This window comes from Bacillus sp. LQ16 (assembly GCF_057784645.1).
The window spans coordinates 2964080-2981915 of record NZ_CM173491.1 but is presented as its reverse complement, the minus strand read 5'-3'; the positions used below and the strand labels follow the sequence as shown (position 1 = coordinate 2981915).

Annotated in this window: 22 protein-coding genes; 18 read left to right on the top strand and 4 right to left on the bottom strand. The window is 34.1% G+C overall.

Annotated features, from left to right (window positions below; translation table 11 throughout):
• The first annotated feature begins 7 nt into the window (after window positions 1–7).
• The 6 genes from AC3EMB_RS15000 (at window position 8) to AC3EMB_RS14975 (ending at window position 4311) form a co-directional block, all read left to right on the top strand.
• Window positions 8–934: an aminoglycoside phosphotransferase family protein gene (locus AC3EMB_RS15000; protein WP_488517098.1), complete on the top strand. Its 927-nt coding sequence runs from the start codon at window positions 8–10 to the stop codon at window positions 932–934.
• A 13-nt stretch (window positions 935–947) separates the two neighbouring features.
• Entirely contained in the window at window positions 948–1691 is a 744-nt protein-coding gene (locus AC3EMB_RS14995) for a metallophosphoesterase family protein (protein WP_488517097.1), read from the top strand.
• A gap of 150 nt (window positions 1692–1841) precedes the next feature.
• Window positions 1842–2510 carry a nucleoside/nucleotide kinase family protein gene (locus tag AC3EMB_RS14990; RefSeq protein ID WP_001080565.1) on the top strand — a complete coding sequence of 223 codons (669 nt, stop codon included), beginning with the start codon at window positions 1842–1844 and terminating at the stop codon, window positions 2508–2510.
• Between the two features lie 27 nt (window positions 2511–2537).
• The gene (locus AC3EMB_RS14985) at window positions 2538–2999 is read left to right on the top strand and encodes a hypothetical protein (RefSeq protein WP_000490271.1); all 462 of its coding nucleotides are present in this window, start codon (window positions 2538–2540) and stop codon (window positions 2997–2999) included.
• A gap of 92 nt (window positions 3000–3091) precedes the next feature.
• Window positions 3092–3916, top strand: a complete 825-nt coding sequence (locus tag AC3EMB_RS14980) for a DUF2785 domain-containing protein (protein WP_488517096.1) — start codon at window positions 3092–3094, stop codon at window positions 3914–3916.
• An 80-nt stretch (window positions 3917–3996) separates the two neighbouring features.
• Window positions 3997–4311, top strand: coding sequence for a DUF3892 domain-containing protein (locus AC3EMB_RS14975; RefSeq protein WP_000358159.1), 315 nt, complete (start codon window positions 3997–3999; stop codon window positions 4309–4311).
• Between the two features lie 86 nt (window positions 4312–4397).
• Here the strand turns inward: AC3EMB_RS14975 and AC3EMB_RS14970 are convergent, their stop codons facing one another.
• The gene (locus AC3EMB_RS14970) at window positions 4398–4838 is read right to left on the bottom strand and encodes a YaiI/YqxD family protein (RefSeq protein ID WP_000708772.1); all 441 of its coding nucleotides are present in this window, start codon (window positions 4836–4838) and stop codon (window positions 4398–4400) included.
• Window positions 4839–4908: 70 nt separating this feature from the next.
• Window positions 4909–6360, bottom strand: coding sequence for a MocR-like pyridoxine biosynthesis transcription factor PdxR (gene pdxR / locus AC3EMB_RS14965; RefSeq protein WP_069355842.1), 1452 nt, complete (start codon window positions 6358–6360; stop codon window positions 4909–4911).
• Window positions 6361–6485: 125 nt separating this feature from the next.
• On the opposite strand from pdxR, the gene AC3EMB_RS14960 reads away from it, so the two are divergent.
• On the top strand, window positions 6486–7397 hold the full coding sequence (locus AC3EMB_RS14960) for a DMT family transporter (protein WP_000832960.1): 912 nt from the start codon (window positions 6486–6488) through the stop codon (window positions 7395–7397).
• Between the two features lie 18 nt (window positions 7398–7415).
• Here AC3EMB_RS14960 and AC3EMB_RS14955 read toward each other — a convergent pair whose 3' ends face one another.
• Entirely contained in the window at window positions 7416–7883 is a 468-nt protein-coding gene (locus AC3EMB_RS14955) for an NUDIX hydrolase (protein ID WP_000623967.1), read from the bottom strand.
• Between the two features lie 96 nt (window positions 7884–7979).
• Here AC3EMB_RS14955 and AC3EMB_RS14950 point away from each other — a divergent pair, with 96 nt between their 5' ends.
• The 9 genes from AC3EMB_RS14950 to AC3EMB_RS14910 all read left to right on the top strand — a co-directional run bounded on the left by AC3EMB_RS14950 (window position 7980) and on the right by AC3EMB_RS14910 (window position 15655).
• Window positions 7980–8387, top strand: coding sequence for a DUF3980 domain-containing protein (locus AC3EMB_RS14950; protein ID WP_000610492.1), 408 nt, complete (start codon window positions 7980–7982; stop codon window positions 8385–8387).
• A gap of 17 nt (window positions 8388–8404) precedes the next feature.
• Window positions 8405–8875: a GNAT family N-acetyltransferase gene (locus AC3EMB_RS14945; RefSeq protein ID WP_001266042.1), complete on the top strand. Its 471-nt coding sequence runs from the start codon at window positions 8405–8407 to the stop codon at window positions 8873–8875.
• Between the two features lie 48 nt (window positions 8876–8923).
• Window positions 8924–9814 (top strand): AraC family transcriptional regulator, encoded by an 891-nt coding sequence (locus AC3EMB_RS14940; protein WP_000428682.1) that lies wholly within the window; start codon window positions 8924–8926, stop codon window positions 9812–9814.
• Between the two features lie 24 nt (window positions 9815–9838).
• Window positions 9839–10786 (top strand): serine hydrolase domain-containing protein, encoded by a 948-nt coding sequence (locus tag AC3EMB_RS14935; RefSeq protein WP_488517095.1) that lies wholly within the window; start codon window positions 9839–9841, stop codon window positions 10784–10786.
• A gap of 206 nt (window positions 10787–10992) precedes the next feature.
• On the top strand, window positions 10993–11361 hold the full coding sequence (locus tag AC3EMB_RS14930) for a hypothetical protein (RefSeq protein WP_023522327.1): 369 nt from the start codon (window positions 10993–10995) through the stop codon (window positions 11359–11361).
• A gap of 64 nt (window positions 11362–11425) precedes the next feature.
• Window positions 11426–12511, top strand: a complete 1086-nt coding sequence (locus tag AC3EMB_RS14925) for an FtsX-like permease family protein (protein WP_053564121.1) — start codon at window positions 11426–11428, stop codon at window positions 12509–12511.
• A 2-nt stretch (window positions 12512–12513) separates the two neighbouring features.
• Window positions 12514–13779 (top strand): ABC transporter permease, encoded by a 1266-nt coding sequence (locus AC3EMB_RS14920; RefSeq protein WP_488517094.1) that lies wholly within the window; start codon window positions 12514–12516, stop codon window positions 13777–13779.
• On the top strand, window positions 13779–14450 hold the full coding sequence (locus tag AC3EMB_RS14915; protein WP_098125920.1) for an ABC transporter ATP-binding protein: 672 nt from the start codon (window positions 13779–13781) through the stop codon (window positions 14448–14450). The genes AC3EMB_RS14920 and AC3EMB_RS14915 overlap by 1 nt, the downstream gene beginning before the upstream one ends.
• Before the next feature lie 167 nt (window positions 14451–14617).
• Window positions 14618–15655, top strand: coding sequence for an SDR family oxidoreductase (locus tag AC3EMB_RS14910; RefSeq protein WP_488517093.1), 1038 nt, complete (start codon window positions 14618–14620; stop codon window positions 15653–15655).
• 59 nt (window positions 15656–15714) lie between these two features.
• Here the strand turns inward: AC3EMB_RS14910 and AC3EMB_RS14905 are convergent, their stop codons facing one another.
• Window positions 15715–16506 carry a DUF4240 domain-containing protein gene (locus AC3EMB_RS14905; protein ID WP_088022756.1) on the bottom strand — a complete coding sequence of 264 codons (792 nt, stop codon included), beginning with the start codon at window positions 16504–16506 and terminating at the stop codon, window positions 15715–15717.
• Between the two features lie 193 nt (window positions 16507–16699).
• Between AC3EMB_RS14905 and AC3EMB_RS14900 the strand changes: the two genes are divergently transcribed.
• Window positions 16700–17167 carry an NUDIX hydrolase gene (locus tag AC3EMB_RS14900; RefSeq protein WP_029442679.1) on the top strand — a complete coding sequence of 156 codons (468 nt, stop codon included), beginning with the start codon at window positions 16700–16702 and terminating at the stop codon, window positions 17165–17167.
• Window positions 17168–17833, top strand: coding sequence for an alpha/beta hydrolase (locus AC3EMB_RS14895; protein ID WP_488517092.1), 666 nt, complete (start codon window positions 17168–17170; stop codon window positions 17831–17833).
• The last annotated feature ends 3 nt before the right edge of the window (window positions 17834–17836 follow it).

Genomic DNA, 17836 nt, shown 5'->3' with positions numbered 1-17836 from the left:
GAATGTTGTGGAAGAAATGCTTAGAGAGATAGAGAGAAAACTAGAATGGCCTCGTATTGCAAAGTGTACAGCTATTTCAAAAGGTTTTTCACATGAAGAGAAGTATAAAATTGAATTAAAGAATCAAGAAACTTATTTTGTAAAAATATGTGATGCTGTTCATTTTGAACGTAAACAAGAAGAATATACGTATATGCAACAATTAGAGTCATTACATATTCCAACACCCAAGTTAATTCATTTCATAATACTTGAGAAATTAAATAAATGTGTTCAAGTATTTGAATGGACCCGAGGTATAAATGGTGAAGAAGGTTTAACGAAGCTAACGGTGGAAGAACAGTATAATGCAGGAAGAAAAGCAGGGGAAGTATTAAAGAGAATTCACTCAATTGAAAGAGAAAGTGCAAGTAATAAATGGGAAACATCTAGATGGAATAAATACGAAAGATACATAGAGGCACTAGCAGATTACGAGGTGAATTTTCTGGATTTGAAGCCAGTATTAACCTTTGTAGAAAATCATAAAGATTTATTGAAAAATCGTCCAATAAGATTTTTACATGATGACTTCCATCCAGCAAATAGTATGATTCATAATAAGGAGTTTATCGTTATTGATTTTGGTGGATATGATTTTGGCGATCCAATACACGATTTTTATAACGTAGCGATTTTTACTACAAGAATAAGTAAATCATTTGCGGTTGGACAAGTTCACGGTTATTGCGGAGGAGAACCTGATCTACATTTTTGGAAACTGTACTCATTATATGCAGCAATGATATTCCCGGCTGATATCGTATGGACAAACCGAAGCACACCATATTTATTAGATGATATGAAGGAAAGATTAAATGGAATTTTAGAAGATCATAATCATTTTTCATCTTATATTCCAAAATGGTATCAATCAAGTGAATTTAATAAATAAAGGAGTAATTTATATGGATAAAATAGCAGTAATTTCAGATATTCACGGTAATATTCAAGCATTAGAATCCGTGTTAAATGATATTAAATTAAGAGGAATCGAGCGCATTATTTGTCTTGGAGATTTAGTAGGAAAAGGACCTCATTCCAGTGAAGCAGTTGAAATCATTCGTAAAGAATGTGAAGTAGTCGTAATGGGAAACTGGGATGATTTTATTACAAAGCCGACTGAATTTGAAGCATTAAAATGGCATCAAAAACAATTATCAGAAGAACAAAACGACTATTTAAGAAGTTTACCATTTTCAATCGAATTTTTTATGAGCGGCAAACTCATTCGTATGTTCCACGCCTCACCGAGAAGTTTATATGAAAGAATTCAACCACACGCTTCAAGAGAAGAGCGTATTAGTATGTTCGAAAATAGTGATTTGACTGAAAATATAGAAGGGGAAAGAAAACCAGATGTCGTTTGTTACGGTGATGTTCACCAAGCGTTCGTTCAAAATTTCAGAGGGAAAACGTTATGTAATGCTGGTAGCGTAGGAAACCCACTTGAAATAACACAAGCTTCCTATTTAATATTTGAAGGGACATATAATGAAAAAGAAGCGGCGAGCTTTTCTATTCAACTTGTACGAGTACCGTATGATATTGAATTAGCTATCAGATTAGCAGAAGAACTCGAAATGCCAGAAATTGAAGAGTATAAGCAAGAGTTACGGACGGCCTTATATCGGGGGTTTAAGGGGAAGTAAGCTAATAATATATCAACAATTTTTCAAATATATCTATCATAACTTAAAATATATCAACGATTCGACAAAGGATATCAATTTACCGTCAAATAGTGACATGGATTGTTACTTATAATTATATTATGTAAACTAATTATGAAGGGAGATATCATGAACCGAAAACAACGAATCAAAGAAATTGCAGATCATATTGTAAAGCTAAATTTAACCTATCCAACAAGAGTTGGAGTAAGTGGTATTACAGCATCAGGAAAAACAACATTTGCAAACGAATTAGCGGAAGAAATAAAAAAACGAGGATTACCAGTAACACGCGCAAGCATTGATGATTTTCATAATCCAAGAGTGATTCGCTATGCAAAAGGAAAAGAATCTGCAAGAGGGTATTATGAAGATGCACACGATTATACAGCTTTCAAAGAAAGATTATTAATGCCTTTAGGACCTAACGGGACTTTACAGTATGAAACGATTTCTCATAACTTAATAACGGATATGTCTGTACATAATGAGCCGCTATTGGCCACGCAAAATATGATATTAATAGTAGATGGAACGTTTCTATTGAAAAAAGACGTTGCGTATTTATTTGATTACAAAATCTTTGTAGATACAAATTTTGAGATTGCGAGAAAACGTGGTGCGAAGCGGGAAACTGAAGCTTTTGGAAGTTATGAAGAAGCAGAGAAGATGTTTTTGAACAGATATCATGCGGCCTGTAAGATGTATATAGATGAGCATAATCCGAAAGAACTTGCAGATGTTTTATTTGAAAATAGTAAATTTGATGATCCAGTAGTTCTATTTAAAAGACATTAATACAGTTTATATAGGGGGAATGAACATTTGTTTAGATGGTTTCAAAAAAATAATAAAGTGAATGAAGAGAAGGATGGACAATATTTAGAAATCAAAAATGAACAGATAAATGAACAGTTAAAACAAAAAATAATGGAACTAGAGAGTATAAGTGAAGACATTTGCAGTAAGTATCAAAAAATATATGAAGAACGTTTTGCGCAAAATGGTAAATTAAATTTGAAGCTGTCAATTAAAAGAGATATAGACGGTGATGAATTAGAAGAACTAACATCTAAGAATTGTTTAGAGTATGAATATAGATCAGAAATTAATTTTGAATATGATGCTTCAAAATCATGGGAAGTCTGTACTATTTCGCTTTGGTATTATTACCAAGGATATCGAAAAAGTAGTAGCATAGGAACACTTTATAGCGGAACGATTAATGAATTAGAAGAAGAAGTTAAAGCAACATTGGAAGAACTGTTACATAGTGAAGATAATTAATGATTCCATTTTATATTGCGTTAAGAATGGGTTTAATTTTATGATACTAATAGGGAATAATTTAGGAAGAGAAATTTAAAGGGGATAAAAAAATGACAGAAGTACTAGAACTAAAAGAAGAACTACTACAAATTAAAAATAACAATTATGCTGTACCAGAAGACGTAGATGCATATCCATATGCGCAGTGGATGTTAGATTATATCGGATCACCTGATGCTGAACTGCGTGATGATTTGATATATAGTACGCTTCACAAATGGATTACAAATGATGTATTTAGACAAAAAGAATTACGAGGATTAATGCTGCAAGCAATTAGCCCTGATTATTTATTTTATAAAATTGGTGAAAAGGGAACAGACTCTGTTTTTAAACGTGCATTCTCCGTATTAATTCCACCACTTATTTTATCTGTTCATGAAAGAGAACCACTGTTATCTGAAGAACAACTGTACAGTGTGGCAGAACAAGTGCTGGAATATGTATATTTAGAAGAAGATGTAAGAGGCTACGTAGAAGAAAAAGGCTGGGCACACTCTACTGCACATGCAGCAGATGCGCTCGATGCGTTAGCACGTACAATTCAAAATCGTGAGTTTTCATATGCGATTCTTGCGGCTGTTCGTCAGAAGGTTCGATTGAGTGATTACGTATATGTACACTTTGAGGATGAGAGATTAGTAAAGCCAATTATGTCGTTACATAACCAAAAGCTTTTAACTGAAGAAGAGTGGAGCAATTGGCTACATAGTATAGCAACTGTTGAGGACATCCGACATCCGCAGCATGCTATTTTAGTACAAAATATTAGATTGTTCTTAAGAAGTTTATATTTCAGAGTTTTAGAGACAGAGGGTAGCACATCCTTTACAGATGATATATTGGAGACTTTGAAAGGGTTGCGTAGGTATTAAAAATACGTTTTTCTAAGAGAAAAGTACATAAAACCACTACCTCCCAACCATACTAATAAAATGTGTTGGAGGTGAGTTTTATGGACAAAAAAGACTTTGAAAAAGTATATAATGATTATTTACATCAAGGGGAAGAGCAAGCTCAATTTGAAATAGCTCAGGAAGTTACTTCAGGAGCAGAACAAATTGTTGCTGTTCGTAAAAATGATGATGGAGATTTAATAGCGTTTAAAACAAGTAGCGGGAGAGAGTTAGATTATATGACTGCTCTTAATGAAGCAAAATCAGGGAAGTTAGCTCATGTGGACGTATTTCATAAGTATGGCAGAGATATTATACGTAGTGAACCGGATGGAATAAAAGAAAATAACTTAGATAATTTACCTTCATTTTAAACGGGTAAACCTCAAGAAGAGAATGTACATTACGATATTCTCTTCTTTGTTTTGCGAAGTTTTCCTAGCAAATAGACGATTCATTTTTAAAGTGAGATCATACTTTTAAAGAGTGCTCTAAATTTCTCTTTATCTTCTGCTGTAAATGGTTTCGGTCCCTTTGTACGTTTACCACTTTTTCGAACCATTGCACTTAAATATCGTGTTTGTAACAATTGTTCAATGTTATCATTCGTATACTTATAGCCTTTATGGTGTAGAACGATACAGCCTTTTGCTAAAGCGAGCGAAGCAAGACCATAATCTTGTGTTACGATTAAATCTTCTTTTTTTGCTAACTGCATAATTCGGTAATCTGCAGCATCTGCTCCAGAATCAACATAAATTGTTTCGACACCTTTTGGCTGCTCTGCATTAGAATAATGTGAAAAACTAGTAACGAGGGTAACAGGAATTTCCACATTCGTAGCCTCAAAAATAATCACATCTTTTACAGGACAAGCATCTGCATCAACGTAAATCTTCATTTTATCACTCCTATAAATAGGTTCGAGTTGATAATAATGGTAGATTTAGGTTTTGTCAAACGAGAAAGCTTTATTTAAAGTTATTTTCACATACCAAAATAGCCTGGCGTAAACGAGAAATACCTTCCGCAATTTGATCAATATCCACTTTTCCATAAGATAAACGTATATAACCATCTTTCGCACCGAAAATACTACCTGGCATAAAAGCAATTTCTTGTTTTAAACTTTGCATAATGAGTTGTTTTTCGTTTATAGGTTCTTTTAATTTCCCCCAAATGTATATACCACCAGTAGGGTTTGAAAAAGAGATTTTATCATGAAGTTGCTCGTTTAGGGCACGAACGATAACGTCTCTTTTTTCTGCTAATTGTTTTCGTAACGGTACGATATGAGACTGAAATGGTACGGTTTCGAAAAATTGCTGCATAAGCCACTGCGGGAAAATACTCATTCCTAATTCCATTTGGTGCCGTGCGTCTGACAATCGCTCTACGACAGACTGTGGGGCGACAAGCCAACCGACTCGTAATCCTGGCGCAATCATTTTTGATAAAGAATGTACATAAATGACAGTTCCGTTTTCATCTATTGATTTCAAAGTAGGACAAGGTTGTTTCTTTTCTAGCGTCAGCAAACTAGAGGGATCATCTTCAACGATTGCAATTCGTAAATCTGCGCAAAGTGATAATAGTTTTTTTCTACGGTTTGGATGAAGCATCGTCCCCGTAGGATTTTGGAAGTTTGGATTTAAAAAGATCATTTTAATACGGTGTTTTCTATATAACTCCTGTACATCATTTGGATTAATACCATGTTCATCGACAGGTAACGGGAAAATACGAATACCTGCTGATTGGAATAACGGCAAGGAATAACAGTGTGAAGGACTTTCGAAAGCAACGGCATCACCTGGATTTAATAAACATTGCACGATAAGGTGAAGTGCTTGCTGTGCGCCAGATGTAATCATAATGGATTGTTCAGTCGCCTCAACTTTTAAATATTCCTTCATATATTTTACGACCGCTTGTCTTAGCGGGAGATAGCCTTGCGGATGATCGTAACTTAATGAATGCGTTAACGGTTGTTCACGTAAAATCGCTTGTAGTTGATCGTGGGGATAAAGATTACAACCGAGCTCTCCGTTTGCAAAATCAATAATATTTTCATTTTGTTGTACTTCTGCCCGAATATGGCGAAGTAGTGGTAAGTTTGGTAAAAAAGTACCACCTTCTACGAAATTTCTCCAGTTCGGCGTTAATGTTGGAGAAACACCCCACATATGTGTACTCACTCGTGTTCCTTTACCAGTCGTACTCTCTACAATTCCCATAGCACGTAGTTCATTATAAGCAGTCGTTACTGTACTTCTGTTTACATTTAACTGCGTAGCTAATTTCCGTTCTGAAGGGAGGAAGCTTCCTGGAGGAAGTTCTCCATATGTAATACGTTTTTCAATAAAGTCAACAACTTGCTGATAAATAGGGATTTTACTGTCACTATCTAGTTTCCATTCCATAAAAAACGCCTCCGTATCTCTTATATACATCAAGTATAGCAAATTGGCTGGGTAAAAAAACAGCCAATTGGACGGTGTTATATCCAGCCAATTTTACTATGCTAAATAGGGAAGGGGAGATTCGGATGAAACGATGGCAAATGGAATGGCTCCTAGTATCAGTTGCATTAGTATGGGGAGCAAATTATACAATAGGAAAGTATGGAGTGGCATTTATGTCATCCATTCAATTTAATAGTTTACGATTTTTAGTAGCATCACCGGTATTATTACTTATCACTTTTATGATGGAACGCTCATTACGTATTGAAAGAAAAGATTGGTTACGATTAGTAGCAGTCGGTATCGTTGGTACAACAATGTATCAAACGATGTTTATGCTATCTGTGAAATATACTTCAGCAACAAACGCCTCATTATTAATTGCAATGTCACCTATTTTTACAGGGATATTAGCAGTATTGCACAAACAAGAACGTTTTTCGATGAAAGTACAAATTGGTTCAATAGTGGCCTTTGTTGGTGCAGCATTCGTTTTATTAACAGGGCATACAGGAGGAGCTACTTACGAATATGCGTGGCTCGGAAACATAATTGGATTAGTCGCAGCGATTGCGTGGGGATGGTACCCAATATTAGCGCAACCTCTTATAACAAAATATTCCGCAATGAGAGTCACATCTTGGTCAACTTTAATTGGAATTGTACCTCTCGTTGTATATTGTTTATTCAACGTAAATACATTAACGTGGCCAGTAGACATGCCAAGCTGGGGGTCTCTAGCATATTCAATCGTCTTCGCGACAATCTTCGGACTTGCAATGTGGTATGTCGGTATTAGTAAAATAGGCTCAACGAAAGTAATGGTTTATATGTATCTTGTACCATTGTTCGCAGTTATCTTCGCGGCAGTAACTATCGGAGAGCAAATCAACATAATGCAACTCGTTGGCGGACTTATAATCTTTATCGGTTTATATGTTGTAAAAAAGGGTGGAATTCAAAAGCCAGCTCTCAATTTGAAAAAAGTAAGTTAACAATAAAAAGGATCTCTTTCATATAGAAGGAGATCCTTTTGGTTTTTGTAATAAAAGCGCTTGTTCAACAGCCCATTTTTGATGATCATGAATGAGAAGCTCTACAGCAAGTAAAGGAGACATCCACCGCAAAACATGATCTTCCTCACAGTTTTCAGTTTGTGTCTGCACCATGTTCGCAATATAAAAGAACCCATCGTTTAAATAATAAGTATCTTCTTTTTCCGCATAAAAATATCGCATTGCATTACCGATATATTGATTAATTTCAATTACCCATCCTAATTCCTCTAGTAGTTCACGATGTAAGCATTCATCTTTTGTTTCGGTACCTTCCATACCGCCACCAGGTAAAAAATAACGGTCTCCTTTTTGGATAATAGCAATGTTTGAAGAAGTTGAGTTAAAAATAATTGCATAACAACTAGGCCGTAATACATATTGCTCAGTAGGCTTTTTATAACCAAAAATAAGTTTAGATATCATAAAACACGTCACCTCTCTATAAAATACACAAAAGGAATAATAAGGTAAAAATAGAATTGTATAAGTATAATCTTACGAGATTGGAGTGATAACAAAATGATAAATCGAAAGTGTTCGCGCTGTAAAGAAATTACAGGTACATTGCACGGTGGTAAAAAAATTAAGGAAGAATTTCTATGTGAGGACTGTTTGCAAAAAGGAATTGCGAGTGGAGAAATCGAATTATCACAAGTGGAAGAAAAACAAACTTCGTATCTTTCTATAAAAATATTAAAAATAATGAGTGTGATTTATTTAATAGGATCTATTTTAATGGCTTTTTCAACTGGTCCATTTATACATAACCTGGGGTTTGATGAAATGTCCATTTCAGGATCAGAATTAGGTTTAATAAGTATTGTTATGCTAGGTTCTATATTTCAGTCAGTTCTCGTATTTTGCGGGATATGGGTATTCATCCTATTAGTAGAAACAGTCATTAAAATTTATGAAAAAATGAAGTGAGTGAGAGGGAGAAACATATGCGAGTAAGAAACATCCAAGGGGAAGATTATGTAAAGATTCATTCTGTTTTAAATGATTGGTGGGGCGGGAGAGACATGGCTGCCATGTTGCCAAAATTGTTCTTCATTCACTTTCAAGAAACGAGTTTTATTATTGAAGAAGAGGGAGAAACGTTAGGTTTCTTATGCGGTTTTTTTTCACAAACATATAAAGATGAAGCATACGTTCATTTTATCGGTGTGAATCCGAAGTATAGAAGAAGAGGAATTGCATCGACATTGTATTCTTATTTCTTTGATATCGCTCGTGCAAATAACCGTAAAGTTGTAAAAGCAATCACGTCATCAGTAAATAAAAAATCAATACAGTTTCATAGGGAGATTGGCTTTCAAATTGAGGCTGGGGATGATGAGATAGAGGGTGTATCGGTACATACAAATTATGATGGGAACGGCGGGAGTAGAGTGTTATTTTTGAAAAATGTGTAAAGAGAGGCTAACGTGTTGTTAGTCTTTTTGTGATGAGGAGATAAAAGTATGGAGAATAAACAAAGTAGAAATGAGTATGTAAGACGCATACATACAGTTCAAGATTATATAGAATCAAACATAGACAGTTTACTATCCATTGAAGAGCTAGCGGATATAGCAGGATTTTCAAAGTTTCATTTTCATCGAATTTTTAAAGGAATAGTAGACGAGCCGTTATCACGATATGTAAATCGATTGAAGTTAGAAAGGGCAACAAACCTTCTTACATATCGATTGGATATGACGATTACGGATATCGCTTACCATTTTGGTTTCACAGATTCAGCAGTTTTCTCCCGTACATTTAAAAATTATTACGGAGTAAGTCCGTCTCAATATCGAAATCACAATAGCAAGAATTGCAAAGACGTAAGGGGAATTCCTCAATACAATGAATGTAAGAAGGTTCGAGGAAATGTTGAAATTGTAACAGCGGACGATATAAACGTCGCATACATAAGACATATCGGTACATATGAAGAGTTAACGCTAGCTTTTCCAAACATGATAGAGAAATTATTTCATTACGCAGCAGAGGAAAACTATCATGTATTTGAGGATACGAAAGTATTAACCATTTACCACGATCATCATGAATTTACTGAGGACTATCATTTAAGAACAAGTCTATGTGTAACAATTTCAGATGAATCCACAGTAGAAACGAACGACGTTGGAATAATGGTAATACCTTCTGGAAAATATGCAGTAGGACATTTTGAAATATTCCAAGATGAATATAAAGGAGCATGGGATTTCTTATACGGTGAATGGCTGCCAAATAGCGGATATAAACCGAGAGACTCGTATCCTTTTGAAGTATATAGAAATGATCCAAAGCAGCATCCAAAGCATAAACATTTAGTTGATATATATGTACCTATCGAACCTTTTTAATTATTGGTTAAAGGGGAAGGAATAATGAAAACTGCTGAAAAGTTAGATCAGATTATAAAAGAAGAATATGAAAATATGAATGGTATGTTAGTAGTGCAGAAAGGTAATGTTATTTTTGAAAAATATTATAACGGTTACGGTCCAGATGATGCATTTCACATAGCGTCAGTCACAAAAACGATAATCTCTGCGCTAATTGGGATATGTATAGATAAGGGCTATATAAAAAGCGTTGATCAAAGAGTAATAGAATTTTTCCCGGAATATAACGTTAATTCATCTGAAGTAACAGTAAGCCATCTTCTAACGATGACAGCTCCACATCCATTCGTAGACTGGCAGGAACCGTTAGAAGAACTATGTACACAACAAGATTGGATACAATATACGTTAAATAGGATAGGAAGCGGCGGAGAAATTGGATCTTTTAAATATTCATCTGCAGGAGCTCATATACTATCAGCGTTCATAACGAACGCAACAAGAAAAAATGCGCGTGAATTTGCGAATGAATACTTATTTCAGCCACTGGGCATGAGAGAAATTCCAAACTATAATATGAAAGCATTTGGATTTGATGACTTATTCGGAAAAGATGTGAAAGGATGGGTTCACGATCCAAATGGTATTTCGACGGGCGGCTGGGGACTAACGTTAACGGTTAGAGATATGGCGAAGTTTGCACAGATTTATTTGAATGAAGGTATTCATAATGGAAAACAAATACTATCAAAATCATGGATAAAAGAATCGACAGAAATGAACCAAAATCAATATGGTTATTTATGGTGGTTACGAGAAGAAGAGGGTGTCTATTCGTATTGTGCAATGGGTGATGGTGGGAATATGATTTGTTGTATTCCGGAGAAGGATTTGGTTATAGTAATTGCTTCTGAAATTATGCCGAATGCACGGGATAGATGGGAATTGATTGTGAAATATATTCTTCCTTGTATACAGTCAAATCAATAATGATAGCAAAAAGATGGTGTGAATTGGAGTTTCATACCATCTTTTTGTTTTATGACGGAAAGTTCAGGGGAATGTAAGAATTGTGTTAATAAATGTAAATATTAAGTTTTATCGATATATGATTATTTTTTTATGTATAATGAGGACAAGGCCTAAAAATACTTAAATATTTAAGTGAATATTTTAAAAAGGGAGATTAAGGATATATGAAAAGCTTACTTCAAAAAACTTTAGCTGTTACAGGATTAACTGCTTCTTTATTAGGTATGGTTTCTTCCGTTTCATTTGCTTCGATTAGTTGGGATAATAATGCAACGTGGACAGGAAGCGGAGCAAAAGCTAAGGCAACTGCCTATACTGCGAAAAAGAACGAACCTCATTTTTACAAGATGACTGTAAGAGCTAGCTTTGATGATGGGACTTCTAAAGAGTTAGCATTGTATGATGCTAAAATTTCAGATCGTATAAACGTTAGCGTTGCATCCAAAGGACCGGTGACCAGAGGTTATTCGGGTCATGAATGGATAATGGTAGGGGATAGTGCGTACACTTCTAAGGAAATGGTAATTAAATAAAAATCAACAAAACCGTGAAAAAGGATATATACTTTTTTCACGGTTTTTAAAATGAGGAGGATATATGAATCTAGTAATAAAAGAAATAGTGGTGAACAAAGCGATATTCATTATGTTATTTATTACGTTTGTATTGACAATATGGCCGATACTTATCGCAATGTCGACGAAAGATTATTATGATGAAAGATTTTATGATAGTAAAAATGGTTATTTTAATTATTACTATTCCGTTCAACTTACTAATATGGGGGAATTCAATTTCAAACAATTTCAGACGTTAGTAGAATCTGATTTTAAAAACGCTAGCGTTATTACAAATGATATTCGTACTACTATTCCAGGTATCGGCCGAGTAACAATGAATGGTCTCCTTAATAAAAATTGGTCTCCACCATTGCTAAAAGGTTCTCAGATAGAACAACATGAGGAAAATAGTGTAATAGTCGGGAAGAAAATTTATAAAAATACGGAAACAATAAAACTATTTAATAAGGAATATACAGTTAAAGGCGTAGCTGGAGTAAGTACCGAATATGAGTATAATATGAAAATTTATGTCTCTCTAAATGACATGCCAGATGAAGTGAAACAAGTGATACAAAATGAAAAGACATTCCAAATGATCGTTCGTTCTAACGAAAACCCTAAAGAAGAGATAGAAACTTTCATACAGCATTTAAAGCAGAACAATACAGATATAAATGCCAAAGTGATTAGTGAAAAAGAGAACTATGAGAAGGAAAAAAACTCTAGTGAAGCCGTAGAAGAGTTACTCAGTTTTCCAAATAGGCTTTTATGTATAGCTTTAATTACCAGTATAATAGTCAGTTATTATTGGATTTATACGAAGAAAAAGAGTTTGTCGTTAAGGAAAGCTTTGGGAGCAAGTAATGTAAATCTTTTTATTTTTATATTTAGTCAATTGTTTTTATGTGCAATCGCTGCATCAGTCTGTGCAATATGCATTCAATGGATTTTTAAAACTTTGAGTGGAAATATTTTAGAGTTTACAAGTTATAGCATTAGTTTACAATCTACTCATATTGTAATGTGTGTATTTCTTTCACTTACTATAGCTTTTATCCTCTCTGTAATACCATTTGTATATGTGATTAAAAGTGAACCTGCTAAAGCATTAAAGGAGTAAACATGATGAGAATAAAAAGTGCGTTCCTAGCATTAAAAAAGAGATTTCTATTTTCGGTACTTCTTCTAATACAGATTACATTTGGATTAGCAACTATAACGAGTTCAATTAATGTATTTTATAATTTACACCATCTGAATGATAAATCCAGCTCGGTATTAAATGCGGATAAAACATATTTAGTTACTTTTGAAATGACGACAGATAAGTTACAAAGCAATAAATTTAATAAAGAGCAAATTCAAGAAGTTTATAAAACGATTCAACAAAATAAAGATGTGATTTCGTATGGTACATACGAGGCGAGAGTTATTGAAATAGAGTCAAGTAATAGACTATTTCAAAATAGTATGATTACTGATTTGAAACATAAAACGTTTCGCGATGACAGACCTACTATTACAACAATTTTTGTAGATGAAAATTACTATAAAATGTTACAGTTACCTTTAAAATCTGAAGAAGGTTTCTTGCATGAAGATTTTCAAAAAAATAGTGAAGAGAAAACAAAGGTTTTAATGGGTTCATACTTTAAGAAATATTTTCAAGTTGGAGATACAATTAATAATCAATATACAATTACAGGCTTTTTGCCGGAGAATAAATTTATCGTAAATAATAATACGACGAACGCATATTCGAAGTTGGATTACGTAATGATAATACCTATGTCATCTAATAGAGTTGAAAAATATGAAGCAATGTTTTTAAGACTACATCAAAGTACAGTTTTATATTTACGAAAAGATGCAGATGTAAAGAAACTAGAAGAATCAATTCAACTTAAAGGAAACGGCGGTACGTTTTATTTAAAAAATTTGGGTGATGAAATAAATGAAGATGTTACTTTTAACAGCTATTCTGAAATACCTCAACTGATAGTCGGAATCTTATTTATTTTATTCTCAATCGTCGGAATTGTAGTAACGACTATTATTTCTATCTTGATGAGAAAGCGGGAATTTGGTATAAAAATAGCTTTTGGCGAAAGTAAATTTGGAATGTTTATTCAAATTGTTCTAGAGAACATTATTGTAGCAATAGTTGGCTTAGGGATGTCACTAGTTTACTTTTCATGGAGGTATAGGGTTCTATTACAAATGTCGAAGGATTTAAAGGAAGCAACGGTATTAGACTTTAAATTGGATATGCCTATATTGTTTTTAGTATTTCTTTTCTTATTATTGATTATCATTGTCTCGAATGTAATTGTCTTCTTGTTTATTAAAAAGCTTGAACCGAAAACATTAATAGGTGGGATGGAATAATGGGATTAATTGAACTAAAAGATATTAAGAAGGTGTATAGTAATAAGAATCACAATACGTTCGCGTTAAACGGTATAAATTTAACGATAAATAAGGGCGAAATTATAGCGGTAATGGGGCGATCAGGCTCAGGGAAGAGTACATTACTAAATGTTATAGGGTTAATTGATATGCCAAATGAGGGTGAGTATATGTTAAATGGAAAATCATTAACTGAAATTAGAGCAAATAAAGTTCATAAAACAAGAAATGAAATGATCGGATTTATTTTTCAATACTTTGCATTGTTAAAAGAACATACTGTACTGGATAATGTAGCGCTACCACTCACATATAGAAAGCTAAAGCAACGGGAAAGAAAAAATAAGGCGAAGTTCTATTTAGAAAAAGTAGGTTTAAAAGAACATATGCATAAAACACCGGACGAGCTATCAGGTGGACAACAGCAGCGCGTCGCAATTGCTAGAGCGTTAGTAGGTGAACCAGAATTAATATTGGCTGATGAACCGACCGGAAATTTAGATAGAAAAACAGGAGAAGAAATTATGAATTTGCTATTACAACTGAATGAAGAAGGCCGAACGATTATTATTGTAACGCATGATATTGAAGTAGCGAATAAGTGTAATAGAATTATTGAGTTAGTTGATGGGGAAGTTGTGCGGAGTTAGTAATTCAATAATTATATCTAATTTAAGAATCCGTATTGATTAATTTTTCAAAATGGATTCTTTTTATTTGTAGGATTAAAGTAAAATAACAAATCCTCCCGTAACTTTTTATAACAGAAATTCGTTTAACAAAAGAAAGGATTTTTAATGATGAATGGGGGAGAACCATGAAAATTTTAATACTAGGTGGTACACGATTTTTGGGAAGAGCTGTTGTAGAAGAGGCTTTGAACAGAGGGCATGAAGTTACATTATTGAACCGCGGAACAAACAAAGAAATTTTTCCTGAAGTGGAGCAGCTTATCGGTGACAGAAATGGTGATGTATCAAGTTTAGAAAATCGAAAATGGGACGCGGTAGTCGACACGTGTGGATTTTCTCCGCATCACATTAGAAATGTCGGAGAAGTCTTACAAAATAATATAAAGCATTATATATTCATCTCAAGTCTCTCCGTATATAAAGATTGGATTCCGCATGATATTAAAGAAGATTATATATTACAACCCGAACTTACGGGTGATCAAATAAAGGCTGTAGAGAATGGTGAAGTTTCACCTTATGAGTATTATGGTGCACTGAAAGAATTATGTGAAAAAGAAGCAGAGAAGTATTGGCCGGGGCGTGTATTACACGTAAGAGCAGGACTTCTTTCAGGAATGTTCGATTATACAGATCGACTTCCATACTGGATCGGGCGTGTAGCAAAGGGTGGGAAAGTATTAGTACCAGGAAGAAAAATTCGTCCCGTGCAATTAGTTGATATAAAAGATGTCGCGAGATGGGGGCTAAATATGGCAGAACATAATAAAGCAGGAACATTTAATATAACAGGTCCGAATGATGAATTGACGATGGAAGAGCTATTAAATACGTGTAAAAAGGTTACGAATAGCGATGCTGAATTTGTTTGGGTAGACGAATCATTTATGAGTGAACATAATGTGCAGCCTTGGACAGAAATGCCTTTGTGGATTCCAGAAACTTTCCCATTAGATGGTGAGACGAAGCCGTGGAGAGGCGGGTTTTCTATTTGTATCGAAAGTGCGGTTAATGAAGGGCTTACTTTTAGAAGAATAGAAGAGACAGTTACAGATGTGTATGAGTGGATGGAGAGTACGGAAGAATGGGAATTAAAAGCAGGTATTTCAGGGGAAAGAGAAAAGGTGTTATTGGATAAGTGGTATGAAAGAAAGAGAGTTTAAATAAGAATCTTGTGAAAAAAGGACTCTGTTTATTGAATAAACAGAGTCCTAATATAAATCTACCACTCAATTGGTTCTTCTCCGTACATCTCCCATAGCTTAGGAAACATCTTTTTTAAACCTTCCTCATCGTCTTCATCCCAATCTAACTCGATATCAACTTCCTCAAACTCTTCATTTGTTAAGACGTGGTATAGTGTAAAGTATGTATCATCTTCATCCCCAGTCTTCTCCATGTAAACTTCTTGCCCGAAATATAGAGTAAGTTCTTCAATCTCTGGGACGTCATACTCACTCAAGTTTTCTAATGCAGGAATTAATCGTTCTGGATTTTCAATACAAGCTTCGTATGTCTCTTTTCCTTGATATAATAACCATCCGCGGAAGTAATCGAAAGTATCATCTGAACAGCCACCCATAATAATATAGGCTGCTGCCCATAAACGGGAGGTATAGGAGTCTTTCAAAAGGCGATGCATATGCGTATCAAAAGCTACAATTTCATGTACTGTACGTTTAGCAAGGTGGGAAGTAAGCCATTCTATTTGTTCTTCTTGGTCCTCACCTTTCGTTTTTGCACGATGAAGTAGTTCCCAAAATTCTTCTTCGGTTATCGTCTTTTCTTTTATGTAATCTTCCCCTTGAATAGGGTCTATATATCCTTTTTTACGTTTGGAAGCAACTAGTTTATTAGCTTCTTTCATACATTCTTCTTCTGTTTCAAACTCTTTCGCTTTCACGCTGCCAGCTGTGCCGATTTTTCCGTAAAACACAACATAGTCTTTTTCTTTCACAACGATTTTCCAAAACTTATTTGATTTCTCAGTTTGCTGGATTAATAACGTTTCCATCCGTACCCCCATAATGTTTTCTAGTGTGCAATGTGATTGTAACATATGTATATACACTTGTAATGATGAAAAATAAGAGTTCGGAAAATTCGAAAACGATTGAATGAAGTGAATAAATTTAGTAACCTTATTTGTACAGTAATTACATAATTGTTTTGTAATAATTCGATATTTATATAAGGGGGCGTTACGGATGGATCTTACGTTTAAAGTTGAGGAAACATGTTTTAATTACCGCGTTGGAGCAATTTGTAAACAGAATAATAAAATACTTATTCTTCAAAACAAAGGGGAAGATTATTGGTATGTACCAGGCGGAAGAGTGAAAATGCTAGAAAATAGTGAAGCTGCGTTAAAACGAGAACTTGCAGAAGAACTAGCTGTTCCTATGAAAGAGAAGAGATTAATATGGACAGTAGAAAATTTCTTTACACTTTCTGAGCGAAAGTTTCATGAGATTAGTTTTTATTATGAAGTAGAGCTACATGAATTACCTGCGAATGGAGCGGATCAATATATTTTGGAAGAAGAGGGTAGAACGTATTTGTTTAAGTGGGTGCCGGTAGAAGAGTTAGATGCATATAGCTTACAGCCTGCATTTATAAAAGAGAAAGTAAAGGATATAGCAGTTCATACAGAACATATCGTTTTACAAAATTAAATGTATTCGGAGGGGAAAAGGGTGAAGGGGACTAAAAAAGAAATACATATAGATGATAAAGTAATTCGTTACACACATATCGAAAAAGGTTCTAGTAGGATTTGCTTTATGTTCTCAGGTTCAGGATACAATTACGATAAACCGTTATTTTATTATGCAACGATGTTAATGCTTGAACATAAAATAGATGTTATACATATTCATTATTCCTTTGATGGACAATTAATGAATAAATCGATGGAAGAAGTAACGAAAGTAATGATGGATGATATTAATCCTGTAATGAAGGAAGTATTAAAAGCTGAGCAATACAACGAGACTTTGTTTTTAGGGAAATCACTCGGAACAATTCCGATTGCAAATGATTTAATGAAGAGAGAAGAATTCGCGCAGTCAAAAATGATGCTACTTACACCTTTACTGACGTTTGATACAATTTTTGATTCTATCTTACATAGTCGACACGAAGGGCTTTTAGTTATTGGGGATAAAGATCACCAATACAATGCAGATCAAATTGATCAGTTATATAAAACAACTTTAACGATTGATGTTGTTAAAAACGCAAATCATTCTGTAAATGTTGGGGAATATGAAACAAAGAATTCAATTGAAGCGATAGCAAATATAATAGAAAAGCTTAAAGAAGTTGTTAGGAAAAAATAACTT